The organism is Paraburkholderia fungorum (genome assembly GCF_900099835.1).
GTDB lineage: Bacteria > Pseudomonadota > Gammaproteobacteria > Burkholderiales > Burkholderiaceae > Paraburkholderia > Paraburkholderia fungorum_A.
Map to the genome: position 1 here is coordinate 1,393,021 of NZ_FNKP01000001.1, position 16,551 is coordinate 1,409,571.

The following is a 16,551-nucleotide window of genomic DNA, read 5'->3' on the forward strand; positions in this document are numbered from 1 at the left end:
AACGGTTCTGGGACCGGTGGTGCCGAGGGCTTGCCAACGAGGCAGCCGTACGTGCTGCAACAGAAGCAAAAAGGGTGCAAAAAGCTGCGGTTGAAACCGGTAAAGCTATGGCGGTGCCAATCAAGCCGCTTCTGGAGCGGATTCGAATTTTATCACGCCGAAGGGGGGCGGCAGAGGGGAACGTAGCGGGAAACAACGCGGAAAGTGTGCGGAGAGAATCCGGACGATGGCCGCCCGGCCGCCTTCGAAGCATTTCGCCAGCCCGTTTCGGGCTGTAGTCGGGATCGCGCCCGCAGGCGCGATCCCGGCCGGGCCGGTCGGCCCAACCTCAGTTTTTCGTTCCGAACAGGCGGTCGCCGGCGTCGCCGAGACCCGGCACGATGTACGCGTGCTCGTTCAGGTGCGAATCGAGCGACGCCACGTACAGCTTGACGTCCGGATGCGCGTCCTGGAACACCTGCACGCCTTCGGGCGCCGCCACCAGCGCGAGGAACATGATGTTCTCGCCGGCCACGTTGCGGCGCTTGAGCACGTCGACCGCGTGCACGGCCGAGTAGCCGGTCGCGACCATCGGATCGCACAGGATGAACACGCGATCTTCGAGATCCGGCAGACGCACCAGATATTCGACCGGCCGGTGGTCGTCGGCGCGATATACGCCGATGTGGCCCACCCGCGCCGACGGCACCAGTTCCAGCAGGCCGTCCGACATGCCGATACCGGCGCGCAGCACCGGCACGATCGCGAGCTTCTTGCCGGCGATCACCGGCGCGTCGATATCGACCAGCGGCGTGGTGATCGGGCGCGTGGTCATCGGCAGATTGCGGGTGATTTCGTAGCCCATCAGCAGCGTGATTTCGCGCAGCAGTTCACGGAACGTGCGGGTCGAGGTGTCCCGGTCGCGCATATGTGACAGCTTGTGCTGGATCAGCGGGTGATCGAGGATGAAAAGATTGGGAAAACGGCTGTCCTGGGTCATGGCGGGGGCGCAAGCTGCGCAAGAGGGATCATCGGATTCGGTTCGGCGTGCCGCCCGGCCCGCCAAGCGGCTGGCTGGCGGACGCGCCACGGCGCAAGTTTACCGAAAGAGTGCAGTCCGAAGATACCGGAGATTGAAGCGGCCCGGCGCAGTCCGGCACCGATTCTTCTAGAATCGGGGGAAACTTTGCCACCCAGGCGCGCCAATGCGCCGGAACACCGCCTCAAGGACACACACAATGGACATGGGAATCGCAGGACGCACCGCGCTGGTTTGCGCGGCCAGCAAGGGCTTGGGACGCGGTTGCGCGGAAGCGCTCGCCGCCGAGGGCGTCAATCTGACGATCGTCGCGCGCACCGCCGAGACGCTGGAAGCGACCGCCGAGGAAATCCGCAAGCAGAGCGGCGTGGAAGTCAAAACCGTCGCGTGCGACATCACTACGCCCGAAGGCCGGGCCGCGGCGCTCGCCGCCTGTCCGCAGCCGGACATCCTCGTGAATAACGCGGGCGGGCCGCCGCCGGGCGACTTCCGCGACTTCTCGCACGAGGACTGGATCCGCGCGCTGGAAAGCAACATGCTGACGCCGATCGAGCTGATCCGCGCGACCATCGACACGATGAGCGCGCGCGGCTATGGCCGTATCGTCAACATTACGAGTTCGGCGGTGAAGGCGCCGATCGACGTGCTGGGTCTATCGAACGGGGCGCGCTCGGGGCTGACCGGCTTCGTCGCGGGGCTGGCTCGCAAGGTCGCGCCGACCGGCGTGACGATCAACAACCTGCTGCCGGGCCTGTTCGACACCGACCGCATCGCGGTCACGTTCGAGGCGCAGGCGCGCAACCAGAACATTTCCGTCGACGACGCTCGCAAGCAGCGCATGAAGACGATTCCCGCCGGGCGCTTCGGCAACCGCGACGAGTTCGGCCGCGCGTGCGCGTTCCTGTGCAGCACGCATGCCGGGTATATCACCGGGCAGAACTGGCTGATCGACGGTGGCGCCTATCCGGGCACGTTCTGACGCGACGCGCCTGAACGGATGCGGTCCGGCGCGGCGATAGAGCGGCGGCGAGCAGCTAGAGGCGTTCAGGCGCATTCGTCGTGCACGCGCAAAATCACGCGTGCGAAAAAAGGCGGCGCTAAAAAGCGCGGCCGGCAGCAATTAGTAGAAGCAGCTTCACGGCATCACCACAACAACGACAATCACACAGGTTCCAGGAGTCTTACGTCATGACCACCCGCATTGCGCTGATCGCGCACGATCACAAGAAGGACGACATCGTCAAACTGGCCGGCGAATACGTCGATACGCTCCGGCGCTGCGACATCCTCGCGACCGGCACGACTGGCGGACGCATCGCCGACGCGCATGGCCTGACAGTCGAGCGCATGTTGTCGGGCCCGCATGGCGGCGATTTGCAGATTGGCGCGCAGCTCGCGGAAGGGCGCGTGGACATGGTGATCTTTTTACGCGATCCGATGACGCCGCAGCCGCACGAACCGGACATCAACGCGCTGGTGCGCGCGTGCGACGTGCACAACATTCCGTGCGCGACGAATATCTCGACCGCGCGCATGGTGCTCGACGTGCTGACGCTGCGTTTGAGCGAGCAGGTCTGACCCGACGGCGCGGGTTCGCGGCGCGTCCGGGCGCACATCTGAACAACACAATCCGAACGACACCTCACATCAAGGAGACATGATGACGAAAGCAATCCGATTCGATAAGCCCGGCGACCCCGAGGTGATGAAATGGGTCGACGTCGAAGTGGGCGAACCCGGCGCGGGCGAGATTCGCATCCGGCAGACGGCGGTCGGGCTGAACTACATCGACGTGTATTTCCGCACCGGTCTGTATCCGCTGCCGCTGCCCGGCGGGCTCGGCATGGAAGCGGCGGGTGAAGTGACGGCTGTGGGCGAGGGCGTCACCGGTCTGAAAGCGGGCGACCGCGTGGCCTATGTCGCGCGTCCGCCGGGCGCGTATGCGCAGGAGCGCGTGCTGCCGGCGCTGCAGGCCGTCAAGGTGCCCGACGCCTTGAGCGACGAGCAGGCGGCCTCGGTGATGCTGCAAGGTCTCACCGCGCAGTATCTGCTGCGCCGCACTTATCCGGTGAAAGCGGGCGACACGATCCTGATTCAGGCCGCGGCGGGCGGCGTCGGTCTGCTGGTGTGTCAGTGGGCCAAGGCGCTGGGCGCGACGGTGATCGGCACGGTCGGTTCCGACGAGAAAGCCGAGATCGCGAAGGCACATGGCTGTGACCATGCAATCGTCTATACGCGCGAGAATTTTACGAAGCGCGTGCGCGAGATCACCGACGGCGCGGGCGTGCCGGTGGTGTACGACTCGATCGGCAAGGACACGTTTACGGGCTCGCTCGACTGCCTCGCGCCGCTCGGCATGTTCGTGAGCTTCGGCAATGCATCGGGTCGTTTGCCGCCGATCGATTCGTCGGAATTCGCCGGACGCGGCTCGCTGTTCTTTACGCGCCCCACGCTGTTCACGTACATCGCAAAACGCAGCGACTACGAGGCGATGTCGGCGGAACTGTTCGACGTGCTGGTGTCGGGCAAGGTGAAGACGAGCGTGAATCAGCGTTATGCGCTGGCGGATGTCGGACAGGCACATGCCGATCTCGAAGGCCGCAAGACGACGGGTTCGACGGTGTTGATGCCGTAAAAACAGGCCGATGGCGCCGGCGCGATCTTCAACTTCCTGATAAGTCGCCGGCAGGGTAACGCGATGTGCGAATGGCGGCCACCACCCGTACCACGAGCCACCTGCGCCAAGCTTTAATTTCCTGCTTGCACATCCCAAGGCCGTTCCATCTCCCGATGGAACGGCCTTCTTCGTTTACGCGATTTTTACGCGCGCCCCCCGTTCTTTGACCAGCCCTTTAGACGCTTCGGCATACCGTTCCATTTATCCAAAGTCCGTCAATGGAGAACAAAAATGGATGTGCTGTATGTCGGGGGGCTCGTGCTGTTTGCCGCGCTGACCTTTGCGTTGATCGCCGGCTGCGAGAAGTTGATGCAGTTCCGTCGTGGCCAGGGAGCACGGTCATGAACTGGATTCTATGGTTGTCCGGCGCGGCCACCGCGCTGCTGTTTGCCTATCTGGTCTATGCGCTGTTGCGCGCGGAGGACATTGAATGAACTCGAACAATGTCCTCCAGGCGGGGCTTTTCATCGTCGTGCTGCTGGCCGCCGCCGTGCCGGTGGCCCGCTATCTGAGTGCGGTGATGGATGGCAGCTCGCGCGTGGTCCGCTTCGGCGGCCCGCTCGAACGTTTGCTGTATCGCGTCGCGGGAGTCGATCCATCGCAGGAAATGGGCTGGAAGCACTACGCGATCGCCACTATCGCGTTCAATGTGATCGGCGTGCTGTTTCTTTACGGGCTGTTGCGCGTGCAAGGCTGGCTGCCCGCGAATCCGCAGCAATTCGGCCCGATGACGGTCGACGGCGCATTCAACACCGCGATCAGTTTCGTCGCCAATACCAACTGGCAGGACTACACACCCGAGCAGACTGTCAGCTATCTGACGCAGATGCTCGGCCTGACCGTGCAGAACTTCCTGTCCGCCGCCACCGGCATCGTGGTGGTGATCGCGCTGATTCGCGGCTTCGGGCGGCACACCGCGCAAACCATCGGCAACTTCTGGGTCGACATCACGCGGGTGACGCTTTACGTGTTGCTGCCGATGTCGATGATCGTCGCGGCTCTGTTGATGAGCCAGGGCGTGATCCAGAACTTCAAGGCCTATCAGGACGTCCCGACGCTGCAAACCACCAGCTACGCCGCGCCGAAACTCGACGCGCAAGGCAATCCGGTGAAGGACGCGAAGGGCAACGCGGTCACGGTCGATACGCCCGTCAAAACGCAGACCATCGCGATGGGCCCGGTCGCCTCGCAGGAAGCGATCAAGATGCTCGGCACCAACGGCGGCGGCTTCTTTAACGGCAACTCGGCGCATCCGTTCGAAAACCCGACGCCGTTCTCGAACTTCCTGGAAATCTTCTCGATCCTGATCATTCCGGCCGCGCTCGCACTGGTGTTCGGACGCATGATCGGCGACCGCAAGCAGGGCGTCGCCGTGCTCGCGGCGATGACGATTGCGTTCGGCGTCTGCGTGTTCGGGGAAATCAGCGCGGAGCAAAGCGGCAATCCCGCGCTGACCGCGTTGAACGTCGATCAATCGGCGAATGCATTGCAGTCGGGCGGCAATGCGGAAGGCAAGGAAACGCGCTTCGGCATCGCGCAATCGGGCATCTTCACGGTCGCGACCACGGCGGCTTCGTGCGGTGCGGTGGCGAATACGCACGACTCGCTGACGCCGATCGGCGGCCTCTACCCGATGCTGCTGATGCAACTCGGCGAAGTGATCTTCGGCGGCGTGGGCTCCGGGATTTACGGGATGCTCGTGTTCGCGTTGCTCGCCGTGTTCGTCGCGGGGCTGATGATCGGCCGCACGCCCGAATACGTCGGCAAGAAGATCGAAGCGTACGAAATGAAGATGGTGTCGATCGTCGTGTTGCTGACGCCGCTGCTGGTGCTGGTCGGCACGTCGATCGCGGTGCTCACCGACGCGGGCAAGGCCGGTATCGCCAACCCGGGCGCGCATGGTTTCTCCGAAATCCTCTACGCGTTCAGCTCGGCCGCGAACAACAACGGCAGCGCGTTTGCGGGGCTGTCCGTGAATACGCCGTTCTACAACTGGCTCACTGGCATCGCGATGTGGTTCGGCCGCTTCGGCACGATCATTCCGGTGCTTGCAATCGCCGGCTCGCTTGCCGCGAAGAAGCGCATCGGCGTGACCGGCGGCACGTTGCCGACGCATGGTCCGCTGTTCGTCGTGCTGTTGCTCGGCACGGTGCTGCTGGTGGGTGCGCTGACGTATGTGCCTGCGCTCGCGCTTGGCCCGGGTGTCGAACATCTGATGATGATGGGTGCGCATTGATGCTGCCCAGACGGCCCATGGTTGAAAACGCGGTTGAAAAGCGCAAACGGGATATTCGAGGATTCAATGACTGAACATAATGCAACCAGGTCCATGTTCGACCCGGCGCTGCTGCGCCCGGCGATCGTGGACTCCTTCAAGAAACTCACGCCGCGCACGCAGTTCCGCAATCCGGTGATGTTCTGCGTGTACATCGGCAGCATTCTGACGACCATTCTGTGGGTCGCCGCGCTCGGCGGCCAGGCCGAGGCGCCCGCCGGTTTCATTCTGGCGGTGACGTTGTGGCTGTGGTTCACGGTGCTGTTCGCGAACTTCGCGGAAGCGCTCGCCGAAGGGCGCTCGAAAGCGCAGGCGGCATCGCTGCGCAGCGCGAAAAAAGACGTGATGGCGAAGAAGCTCAACGAGCCGCATCCGAAGTCGCCGATCCGCATTCTGACGGCTTCCGATCTGCGTAAAGGCGACGTCGTGCTGGTCGAAACCGGCGACGTGATTCCCGCCGACGGCGAAGTGATCGACGGCGTTGCGTCGGTCGACGAATCGGCGATCACCGGCGAATCCGCGCCGGTGATCCGCGAATCGGGCGGCGACTTCTCGTCGGTGACGGGCGGCACGCGCGTGCTCTCGGACTGGATCGTGGTGCGAGTCACCGCTAATCCGGGCGAGGCGTTTCTCGACCGGATGATCGCGATGGTCGAAGGCGCGAAGCGTCAGAAGACGCCGAACGAAATCGCGCTGACCATTCTGCTGGTCGCGTTGACCATCGTGATGCTGCTGGCCACCGCCACCTTGCTGCCGTTCTCGATGTTCTCCGTCGAAGCCGCCAAAGCAGGACATGTGGTGACGATTACCGCACTGGCCGCGCTGCTCGTGTGTCTGATTCCGACCACCATCGGCGGATTGTTGTCGGCGATCGGCGTGGCCGGCATGAGCCGGATGATGCAGGCCAACGTGATCGCGACGTCGGGCCGCGCGGTCGAAGCGGCCGGTGACGTGGACGTGCTGCTGCTCGACAAGACCGGCACGATCACGCTCGGCAACCGTCAGGCTTCGCAGTTCGTGCCGGCGCCTGGCGTGACCGAAGAAGCGCTCGCGGATGCCGCACAGTTGTCGTCGCTGGCGGACGAAACGCCGGAAGGCCGCAGCATCGTCGTGCTGGCGAAGCAGCGTTTCAATATCCGTCAACGCGATATGGCAACGCTGCACGCCGTGTTCCTCGCCTTCACCGCGCAGACGCGGATGAGCGGCGTCGATATCTCACCCCAAGGGACTTCCTCCGGGGCGCCGAATCGCGAAATCCGCAAGGGTGCAGCCGACGCCGTGAAGCACTACGTCGAAGCCAACGGCGGCCGCTTCCCGACCGAAGTCAGCAACGCAGTCGCCGAAGTCGCACGACGCGGCAGCACGCCGCTCGTAGTCGCCGAGAAAGTCGAGCAGGGCGCGCGCGTGCTCGGCGTGATCGAGTTGAAGGACGTGGTGAAGGGCGGCATCAAGGAGCGCTTTGCCGAGTTGCGCAAGATGGGCATCAAGACGGTGATGGTGACCGGCGACAACCGCCTGACCGCAGCGGCCATCGCGGCTGAAGCCGGGGTCGACGATTTCCTCGCCGAAGCCACGCCCGAAGCGAAGCTCGCCACCATTCGCGCGCATCAGGCCGAAGGCCGCCTCGTCGCGATGACCGGCGACGGCACCAACGACGCCCCCGCGCTCGCCCAGGCCGACGTCGCGGTTGCGATGAACACCGGCACGCAGGCCGCGAAAGAAGCCGGCAACATGGTCGATCTCGATTCGAATCCGACCAAGCTGATCGAGATTGTCGAGATCGGCAAGCAGATGCTGATGACGCGCGGCTCGCTCACCACGTTCTCGATTGCGAACGATATCGCCAAATACTTCGCGATCATTCCGGCCGCGTTCGCGACCACTTATCCGGCATTGAATGCGCTGAACGTGATGCATCTGGCGACGCCTGCGTCCGCGATCATGTCGGCGGTGATTTTCAACGCGCTGATCATCGTGCTGCTGATTCCGCTGGCGCTCAAAGGCGTGCGCTATCGCGCGCTCGGCGCGGCGATCCTGCTGCGCCGCAATCTGCTGATTTACGGCCTGGGCGGGATCGTCGTGCCGTTCATCGGCATCAAGCTGATCGATATGGTGCTGGCCGCGTTCGGCTGGGTCTAACCGCACTGGAATCAAAGGGAACTACCCATCATGAAAAATCTGTTCCGTCCGTTGACCGTGATCTTCGCGGTGCTCACCGCCGTCACCGGACTCGCTTATCCCGCCGTGATGACGGCAGTCGGTCAGGTGGCTTTCCGCGATCAGGCCAACGGCAGCCTGCTTGAACAGGACGGCAAGGTGGTCGGCTCGCAACTGATCGGCCAGCAGTTCGACGCGCCGCAGTACTTCTGGGGACGTCTGTCGGCAAGCAGCCCGATGCCGTATAACGCGCTCGGTTCGGGCGGCTCGAATCTCGGGCCGACCAATCCGGCGTTGCTCGATGAAGTGAAAGGCCGGCTCGACGCGTTGAAGGCCGCCGGGACCGATATGTCGAAGCCCGTTCCCGTCGATCTGGTGACGTCGTCCGGCAGCGGTCTCGATCCCGAGATCAGTCCGGCTGCGGCCGCGTATCAGATCGAACGCGTGGCGAAAGCGCGGCAGCTCGCGCCGAACGACGTGCAGGCGCTGGTCGACCGGTATACGACCGGCCGTCAGTTCGGCCTTCTCGGCGAACCGCGCGTGAACGTGCTGAAGCTGAATCTCGCGCTGGATGAGATGAAGCGAGGTTGAACGTCGAAGCTCGTGAAAGGCGGTGTCTGCGTGATGCCGCCTTTGCCTTTTTGGCCGCTTACCCTGCACGGCAGCATCGCTGCACGAACCCGCACAGCACGCTATTTGCGAGGCGGCGTTCGCCGTGCCACCATGCACACACCGCCGCCCGCTCGCCTATGACAACCATCCAGCATGAACCGCCCCGATCCTGACGAACTGCTCGACAAGCTGCAACGTGACGAAGAAAAGCGTCAGCGCGGCAGGCTGAAGATTTTCTTCGGCGCGTCGGCGGGCGTGGGCAAGACCTACGCGATGTTGCAGGCCGCGCGCCGCCGTCACGACGAAGGCGCGGACGTGCTGATCGGCATCGCCGAAACGCATGGCCGCAGCGAAACCGCTGCGCTGCTCGACGGGCTCGACGTGCTGCCGCTCGCGCATATCGACTATCGCGGCCGCAAGCTCGGCGAGTTCGATCTCGACGCCGCGCTCGAGCGCAAGCCGCAACTGATTCTCGTCGACGAACTCGCGCATTCGAACGTGCAGGGCGCGCGCCATCTGAAGCGTTGGCAGGACGTGTATGAACTGCTCGACGGGGGCATCGACGTTTATACGACGGTCAACGTCCAGCATCTGGAAAGCCTGAACGACGTGGTCGGCCAGATCACCGGTATTCGCGTATGGGAGACGGTGCCCGACCGCGTGTTCGATCACGCCGACGAAGTCACGCTGGTCGATCTGCCCGCTGAAGAACTGCTCGACCGGATGCGCGACGGCAAGGTGTATCTGCCGCAGCAGGCCGAGCGCGCAGTGCGCAATTTCTTCCGCAAAGGCAATCTGATTGCGCTGCGCGAACTGGCGCTGCGCCGCACGGCGGATCGCGTCGATGCGCAGATGCGCGAGTATCGCGCCGACCGCTCCATTCAACGTATCTGGCAGGCGCGCGAGCGTTTGCTGGTGTGCGTCGGCCCTGGGCCCGAGGCGCCCGCGCTGGTGCGCGCGGCGGCGCGGCTTGCCGCGAGTCTCAAGGCCGACTGGCTCGCCGTCTATGTCGAAACCCCCGCGCTGCAGCGTCTGCCCGACGCGCGCCGCGAACGCACGCTGAACGCATTGAAGCTCGCCGCCGAACTCGGCGCCGAAACCGCGACGCTCGCGGCTGCCGATGCGCTTACCGCGCTGATCGGCTATGCGCAGGCGCGCAACGTGTCGAAGCTGGTGGCGGGCGCGTCGTCGCGAACCGGGGTGCGGCGCTGGCTGCGCAAGCCGCTTGGCGAGCGCATCGCGGAGCAGACCGGCGACCTCGATCTCACGCTGATCCGCACGTCGTCGTTACGCGCCGACGGCGAGCATCGGCAGTTGCTGAACACCACCGCGAACGCCTGGCGCGAGGCGCTGAGCGCGGCGCGCGAACGCCGTTCGCCGCCGCGTGCGTACGGCATCGCGCTGGCGATCTGCTCAGGCATTACGGTGCTGGCGAGCCGCCTGATCGACCACATCGATCTGGCGAACCTCGTGATGCTGTATCTGCTCGGCGTGATTTTTACCGCCGTGAAGCTGGGCAGAGGACCGGGCGTCGTGCTGTCGTTTCTCAGCGTCGCCGCGTTCGATTTTTTCTTCGTGCCGCCGCGCATGTCGCTGTCGGTGTCCGACACGCAGTATCTGCTGACGTTTTTTGGCATGCTGCTGACTTCGCTCGTGATCAGCCATCTGACGTCGAGCCTGCGCCGTGAGGCGAGTGTCGCGCGACGCCGAGAGCAGCGCACCGGCGCGATGTACGCGATGGCGCGCGAACTGGCGGCGGCGCTGACCACCGAGCAGATCGTCGGGATCGGCAGCCGGCATGTGAGCGAAGTGTTCGGCGCGCGCGTCGCGATCCTGTTGCCCGACAGCGCGGATCAGGTCAAACAGAAAATCGAGGACCCGGACGCGGCGATCACGCTCGAAGGCGAACTGCTCGATAGCGACGTCGGCCAGTGGGTCTACGATCAGCAGAAGCCTGCCGGGCGCGGCACCGACACGTTGCCCGCCGCGAGCGCGCTGTATCTGCCGCTGAAGGCGCCGATGCGCACGCGTGGTGTGCTCGCCGTCGTGCTGCGCGACGAGCGCGAACTGGACGTGCCCGAGCGGCAGCGCATGCTCGACGCGTTCGCCGCGCAGATCGCGCTGGCGCTGGAACGCGTGCATTACGTCGATATCGCGCGCGACGCGCTCGTCAATATGGAATCGGAGCGGCTGCGCAACTCGCTGCTGTCCGCGATCTCGCACGATCTGCGCACGCCGTTGACGACCATCGTCGGTTTTTCGTCGATGCTGGCGCAATCGCGCGAGGCTCATCCCGGCGCGCAACCCGGCGACGACCTGGTCGAAGCGATTCACGAAGAAGCTTTACGGATGACGGGCATCGTCACGAATCTGCTCGATATGGCGCGGCTGCAGGCAGGCAGTCTGCAACTGAATCAGCAGTGGACGCTGCTCGAGGAAACCGTCGGCGCCGCATTGCGCGCGTGCAGGCGCGTGCTGGCGGGTCATCCGGTGCAGGTGAAGCTGCCCGCCGATCTGCCGCTGCTGCATCTCGACGCGGTGCTGATGGAGCGGCTCTTTTCGAACCTGTTCGAAAACGCCGCCAAATACACCGCGCCGGCTTCGCCGTTGACGATCGGTGCGCAACGGCTGGACGCGGACGGCCGCGCGCTGGTCCGCGTGACGGTCGACGATAACGGCCCAGGTTTGCCCGCTGGCATGGAAGCACGCGTGTTCGAGAAATTTACGCGCGGCGAGAAGGAATCGGCGAAGCCGGGCATCGGTCTCGGCCTTGCGATCTGCCGCGCGATCGTCGAAGCGCACGGCGGTACAATCGGCGCGCTCAACCGGATCGCCGCGGATGGCCGCGTGGAAGGCGCGCGCTTCTGGTTCACGCTGCCGGTCGACACGCCGCCCGATGCACCAGAGCCGCTGGAAGACGAAGCGATTGAACCGCTGGTTCATGCTGAACTGGGCGCCGTGATGCGCACCGATGCCGATGTCGCGCAACCTGCGGCTTCCAGCCACACCTCACCCCACAACCCGCTTTCCAAGCCTACCCATGAGTGACCCGAGCATCACGGTCGTCCTGATCGAAGACGAAAAGCAGATTCGCCGCTTCGTGCGCACGGCGCTGGAAGGCGAGGGCATCGTCGTGCACGACGCCGAAACCGGCAAGCAGGGTCTCGTCGAAGCCGCGACGCGCAAGCCCGACCTGGTTATCGTCGATCTCGGCCTGCCTGACACCGACGGCCTCGACGTGATCCGCGAATTGCGGGGCTGGAGCGAGTTGCCGGTGATCGTGCTGTCGGCGCGGACCCAGGAAAGCGAAAAAGTCGCCGCACTCGATGCCGGTGCGGACGACTATCTGACCAAACCGTTTGGCGTCTCCGAGTTGCTGGCGCGAATCCGCGCGCATATGCGCCGGCGCAACCAGGGCGGCGCGAACGAATCGCCGCAGGTGCATTTCGGCGCGGTCACGGTCGACCTCGCTTTGAGGCAAGTGACGCGCGACGGCGCGGCGATCCATCTGACGCCGATCGAATACCGGCTGCTTGCGACGCTCGTGCGTCATGCGGGCCGCGTGCTGACGCACCGACAGTTGTTGCGCGACGTGTGGGGGCCGTCGCATGTCGAGAGTTCTCACTATCTGCGCATTTACATGGCGCATCTGCGCGGCAAGCTGGAGCGCGATCCGGCGCAACCGGAGCATATCGTCACGGAGACGGGAGTCGGTTACCGGCTGGTGGGCGCGGCTTAATGGCGTTTAACGGCGCTTCAACACCGATTTAACCGCTGCGATATAGCGGATTCCCGCGCCAATTCAGCACACATTTCATTTTGATATAATTACGTTTCGTAAGGACGACCTTACGCATCTGTCACAAACGGGGACGGCCCCATTTTCATTCTGGAGCGGTCTCATGTCCTGGTTTCTGCTGCTGATTGCCGGTTTGCTCGAAGTCGCGTGGGCGGCCGGCCTCAAAACTTCCGAAGGTTTCACCCGCTTGTGGCCGTCCGTGTTCACGGTCGTGACCGCGCTCTGCAGCTTCGCGCTGCTCGCCGTCGCGATGCGCCAGTTGCCGCTCGGCACGGCCTACGCCGTGTGGACGGGGATCGGCGCGGTCGGCGCGTTCATCTTCGGTATCGTGATGATGGGCGAGGCGTTGACGGTCGCGCGGGTCGCTAGCGCGGCGCTGATCGTGATCGGTCTGATCGGATTGAAGCTGTCGTCGGGACACTAGGTTTTAGTATTTGCCTGATCAGGCAAATCGATTAATCCCAGGAAAATACAACTGGCATGCCAATCGGTATGTCGGTTGTATGCCGATTTAACCGCGCTACTTGAAGCCACCAATTAATTACTCGCTGCGGCCGGTGAATTAACGTGGCTATAATGAGATGGAATACATCTGACGTTGCCCGCGGCCACTTTGGCGCGGCCGGCTTGGCGCGGGTCTGACGACTTCGACGCGGGCTTTATCCGACCCGCCCGTCGAAGCGCCCGGCACGCACAGCGCGCCTGGAGGCGGCCATGCTTGAATCACTTTCGCTCGCTGCGGGTCTCTCATGGGGCAGCGGCCTGCGCCTCTATCTGACGGTCCTGCTGGCCGGCGTGTTCGAACGCCTCGGCCTCATCCATCTTCCCGATACGCTGTCCGCGCTGTCGTCGCCGTGGGTGATCGGCGTGGCGGCGGTGCTGACCGTCACCGAATTTCTCGCCGATAAAATTCCCGCGTTCGATTCGTTATGGGATGCGGTTCATACGTTCATTCGCATTCCGGCGGGCGCGGTGCTGGCCGCCGGTGCGCTCGGTCACGCCGATCCGGCTCTGCTGACGGTTGCCGCGCTCGCGGGCGGTACGCTGGCGGGCACCGCGCATCTGGCGAAAGCGGGCACGCGCGCGCTGATCAATCTGTCGCCGGAACCGGTGTCGAATGTCGTGACATCGACCGCTGAAGACGGTCTCGTGGTTGGCGGCATGCTGCTGGCGCTGTTCGTGCCGCTGATCTTTCTGGTTTTGATGGTGGGCTTCCTGATGCTGGCCGGCTGGGCGTTGCCCCGGCTCTGGCGCGGCGTGCAGGGCGGTTTTCGCGGCATGGCGACCCATATGGTGTCGCGTTTTGCCAGGAGCAGGCACGATTGAGCGATACGGTACGGGGTTCCACGGCGCGCGCTAACGCGGGGTCGAAAGCGGCGCGTCGTTTTGGCGGCATGGATCTGTTGCGCCAGGCTATCCGCATGACGGCGCGCGACTGGCGCGCGGGCGAGTTGACGATGCTGCTGCTGGCGCTGGTGCTGGCCGTCGCGGCTTTGTCGAGTGTCGGCTTTCTGGCCGACCGCTTGCATCAGGGGCTGGAGCGCGACGCGCGGCGCATGATCGGCGCCGATTTCATCGTCCGGGGGGATCATCCTGTCGATCCCGTGTTCGCCGGACAAGCCAAAGCGCTGGGCCTGAACACGGCCAGTACGGCGATCTTTCCCAGCATGATCAACTCGACCGGCGCGCAGCCGGTGTCGCGGCTGGCCGCGGTGAAGGCGGTGTCGGACGGCTATCCGCTGCGCGGCGCACTGCGGATTACGTCCGCGCCCGGTTCGGCGGATCATCCCGCGCAATCGATTCCGTCGCCCGGCACCGTGTGGGTCGACCAGGCGTTGCTCGACGCGTTGAAACTGCATGTCGGCGATCCGGTGAAGGTCGGCAATCGCAGCTTCACGATCGGCGCGGTGATTACGCGCGAACTCGATCGCGGCTTTTCGTTTGTCAACTTTTCGCCGCGTCTGATGCTGCGCGCCGACGAAGTCCAGTCGACCGGGCTGATCACGTTCGGCAGCCGCGTGACTTACCGGCTGCTGGTGGCGGGCACGGATGAATCAGTGGCGCGTTTCGCGCAGTTCGCGCACGACAAGGTGGACGGCGGCAAGATGCGCGGCGTCGCGCTCGAATCGTTGCAGGACGGCCAGCCGCAAGTGCGTCAGACGCTCGATCGCGCGAGTCATTTCCTCACGCTCGTGTCGTTGCTGACCGCGCTGCTGGCGGCGGTCGCGATCGCGATGGCCGCGCATCGGTATATGCGCCGTCATCTCGACGGATGTGCGGCGATGCGCTGTCTCGGCGTCAGCCAGGCGGCGCTGCGCTCGCTGTTCACGCTGGAATTCGTCGGGCTCGGTTTGATCGGCGGCGCGCTGGGTGTGGCGCTCGGTTTCCTCGGCCATCTCGCGTTGCTGACCTGGCTTGGTTCGCTGATCGACGTCGCGCTGCCTTACCCGACTGCATGGCCCGCGCTCGAAGGCATCGCCGCCGGCCTCGTGCTGCTGCTCGGCTTCGCTTTGCCGCCGCTGTTGCCGCTCACGCGTGTGCCGCCGGTGCGCGTGCTGCGTCGTGAGTGGGGCGAAGCGGGGCGCACCGCATGGGCCGCGTACGCGCTCGGCATCGTGCTGTTCGCTGCGCTGCTGGTCGTCGCGGCGGGTGAGTTGAAGCTCGGCGGAATCGTCGCGGGCGGCTTTGCGGGCGGGCTGCTGGTGTTCGCGTGCGTCGCGCGGCTGGCGCTGTGGGGCGCGGCGCGTTTCGTGCGCAGCGAGCGCGTGAATGCGGGAATCGGCTGGCGTTACGCGCTGGCGTCGCTCGAACGGCGCAGCAGTGCCAGCGCGTTGCAGATCACCGCGCTCGGCATCGGCCTGATGTGTCTGCTGCTGATCGCGATGACGCGCGACGACCTGGTCGCGGGCTGGCGCAAATCGACGCCGCCCGATGCGCCGAATGAATTCATCATCGACATTCAGCCGGATCAGCGTGACGCGGTTACGCATTTTCTCGACGCGCACGGCGTGCCCGGCACGGTGCTCGCGCCGATGGTGCGCGGGCGTTTGACAGCGATCAACGGCAAGCCGGTCAATCCCGATTCGTTCAAGGGCGACGACGCGAAGCGTCTGGTGGACCGCGAATTCAATCTGTCGTACACGACGGAATTGCCCGACGACAACCGGATCGCGGGCGGAACCTGGTACGGCGATACAAGCACGCCGCAGATTTCGATCGAGCAGGGGCTCGCGAAGCTGATCAACGTGAAGCCCGGCGACACGCTGCGCTTCGACGTGACCGGCATGCAGATCGACGCGCCCGTGACGAGTGTGCGCAAGCTCGACTGGGGCTCGTTCAGGGTCAACTTTTTCGTGCTGATGCCGCCCGCCGCGTTGAAGGATTTTCCGGCGACGTTCATCACGAGTTTTCATCTGCCGCCGGAAAAGCAGTCGACCATCGACGGCCTGATCGCCGCTTATCCGAATCTCACGGCCATCGACACCGGTCCTATCCTCGCGCAGATTCAGCGCGTGTTGCAGCAGGTGATCGGCGCGGTGCAGTTCCTGTTCGCGTTCACGCTCGCGGCGGGCGTGCTGGTGCTGTACGCGGCGCTGGCCGGCACGCGCGATGAGCGTATGCGAGAATCCGCGCTGCTGCGGGCGTTGGGCGCGTCGCACCGGCAGATCCGGGCGGTGCAGATTGCCGAGTTCGTCGCGGTCGGCGCGCTGGCCGGTTTGATGGCGGCGGTCGGTGCGCAGATTATCGGCTGGGTGCTGGCGACGCGCGTGTTCGAGTTTTATCTGAGCTTCGATCCGTGGATGCTGCCGGTTGGGATTGCGGCCGGCGTCGCGTGCGCGGGTGTCGGCGGGTGGATGAGCTTGCGGCATGTGCTGGCGCGGCCCGCGTTGCAGTCGTTGCGGGATGCGTGATACGTGACGGGTTTGACGGGATGCGCGAAGGCTGCTGGTCAGCTCGCATGACGCGGTTGCGTAGATTTTCTTTCTGGTTGTTTTTAGGTTGACGAGCAGGTT

General features: G+C 64.6%; 14 protein-coding genes. 13 read left to right on the forward strand and 1 reads right to left on the reverse strand.

All coding sequences use genetic code 11. The annotated features are described in order from the left end of the window. Window positions 1-328: 328 nt before the first annotated feature. Window positions 329-979, reverse strand: coding sequence for a uracil phosphoribosyltransferase (gene upp, locus BLS41_RS06145; RefSeq protein WP_074763492.1), 651 nt, complete (start codon window positions 977-979; stop codon window positions 329-331). A 238-nt stretch (window positions 980-1,217) separates the two neighbouring features. On the opposite strand from upp, the gene BLS41_RS06150 reads away from it, so the two are divergent. The 13 genes from BLS41_RS06150 (at window position 1,218) to BLS41_RS06210 (ending at window position 16,449) form a co-directional block, all read left to right on the forward strand. Next, a complete protein-coding gene (locus BLS41_RS06150; RefSeq protein WP_074763493.1) occupies window positions 1,218-1,997 on the forward strand; it encodes an SDR family oxidoreductase in 780 nt (259 codons plus the stop codon). Window positions 1,998-2,206: 209 nt separating this feature from the next. Beyond that, window positions 2,207-2,596 (forward strand): methylglyoxal synthase, encoded by a 390-nt coding sequence (locus tag BLS41_RS06155; RefSeq protein WP_074763494.1) that lies wholly within the window; start codon window positions 2,207-2,209, stop codon window positions 2,594-2,596. A gap of 82 nt (window positions 2,597-2,678) precedes the next feature. After that, window positions 2,679-3,653: a quinone oxidoreductase family protein gene (locus BLS41_RS06160; RefSeq protein ID WP_074763495.1), complete on the forward strand. Its 975-nt coding sequence runs from the start codon at window positions 2,679-2,681 to the stop codon at window positions 3,651-3,653. Window positions 3,654-3,926: 273 nt separating this feature from the next. Next, complete coding sequence (locus BLS41_RS06165; protein ID WP_007175652.1) at window positions 3,927-4,040, forward strand: hypothetical protein; 114 nt, start codon at window positions 3,927-3,929, stop codon at window positions 4,038-4,040. Further along, a complete protein-coding gene (gene kdpF, locus BLS41_RS06170) occupies window positions 4,037-4,129 on the forward strand; it encodes a K(+)-transporting ATPase subunit F (RefSeq protein ID WP_007583461.1) in 93 nt (30 codons plus the stop codon). Before BLS41_RS06165 ends, kdpF begins: the two co-directional genes overlap by 4 nt. Further along, a complete protein-coding gene (gene kdpA / locus BLS41_RS06175) occupies window positions 4,126-5,931 on the forward strand; it encodes a potassium-transporting ATPase subunit KdpA (RefSeq protein ID WP_074763496.1) in 1,806 nt (601 codons plus the stop codon). Before kdpF ends, kdpA begins: the two co-directional genes overlap by 4 nt. Window positions 5,932-5,997: 66 nt before the next feature. Next, a complete protein-coding gene (kdpB, locus tag BLS41_RS06180; protein ID WP_074763497.1) occupies window positions 5,998-8,109 on the forward strand; it encodes a potassium-transporting ATPase subunit KdpB in 2,112 nt (703 codons plus the stop codon). A 30-nt stretch (window positions 8,110-8,139) separates the two neighbouring features. After that, window positions 8,140-8,718: a potassium-transporting ATPase subunit KdpC gene (gene kdpC, locus BLS41_RS06185; RefSeq protein WP_074763498.1), complete on the forward strand. Its 579-nt coding sequence runs from the start codon at window positions 8,140-8,142 to the stop codon at window positions 8,716-8,718. Between the two features lie 174 nt (window positions 8,719-8,892). Continuing rightward, a complete protein-coding gene (locus BLS41_RS06190) occupies window positions 8,893-11,787 on the forward strand; it encodes a DUF4118 domain-containing protein (protein WP_074763499.1) in 2,895 nt (964 codons plus the stop codon). Beyond that, entirely contained in the window at window positions 11,780-12,478 is a 699-nt protein-coding gene (gene kdpE / locus BLS41_RS06195) for a two-component system response regulator KdpE (protein WP_074763500.1), read from the forward strand. The genes BLS41_RS06190 and kdpE overlap by 8 nt, the downstream gene beginning before the upstream one ends. Window positions 12,479-12,641: 163 nt before the next feature. Further along, complete coding sequence (gene sugE / locus BLS41_RS06200; RefSeq protein WP_074763501.1) at window positions 12,642-12,962, forward strand: quaternary ammonium compound efflux SMR transporter SugE; 321 nt, start codon at window positions 12,642-12,644, stop codon at window positions 12,960-12,962. 290 nt (window positions 12,963-13,252) lie between these two features. Continuing rightward, entirely contained in the window at window positions 13,253-13,864 is a 612-nt protein-coding gene (locus BLS41_RS06205) for a DUF4126 domain-containing protein (protein ID WP_074763502.1), read from the forward strand. After that, entirely contained in the window at window positions 13,861-16,449 is a 2,589-nt protein-coding gene (locus BLS41_RS06210; RefSeq protein WP_074763503.1) for an ABC transporter permease, read from the forward strand. The genes BLS41_RS06205 and BLS41_RS06210 overlap by 4 nt, the downstream gene beginning before the upstream one ends. Window positions 16,450-16,551: the final 102 nt, after the last annotated feature.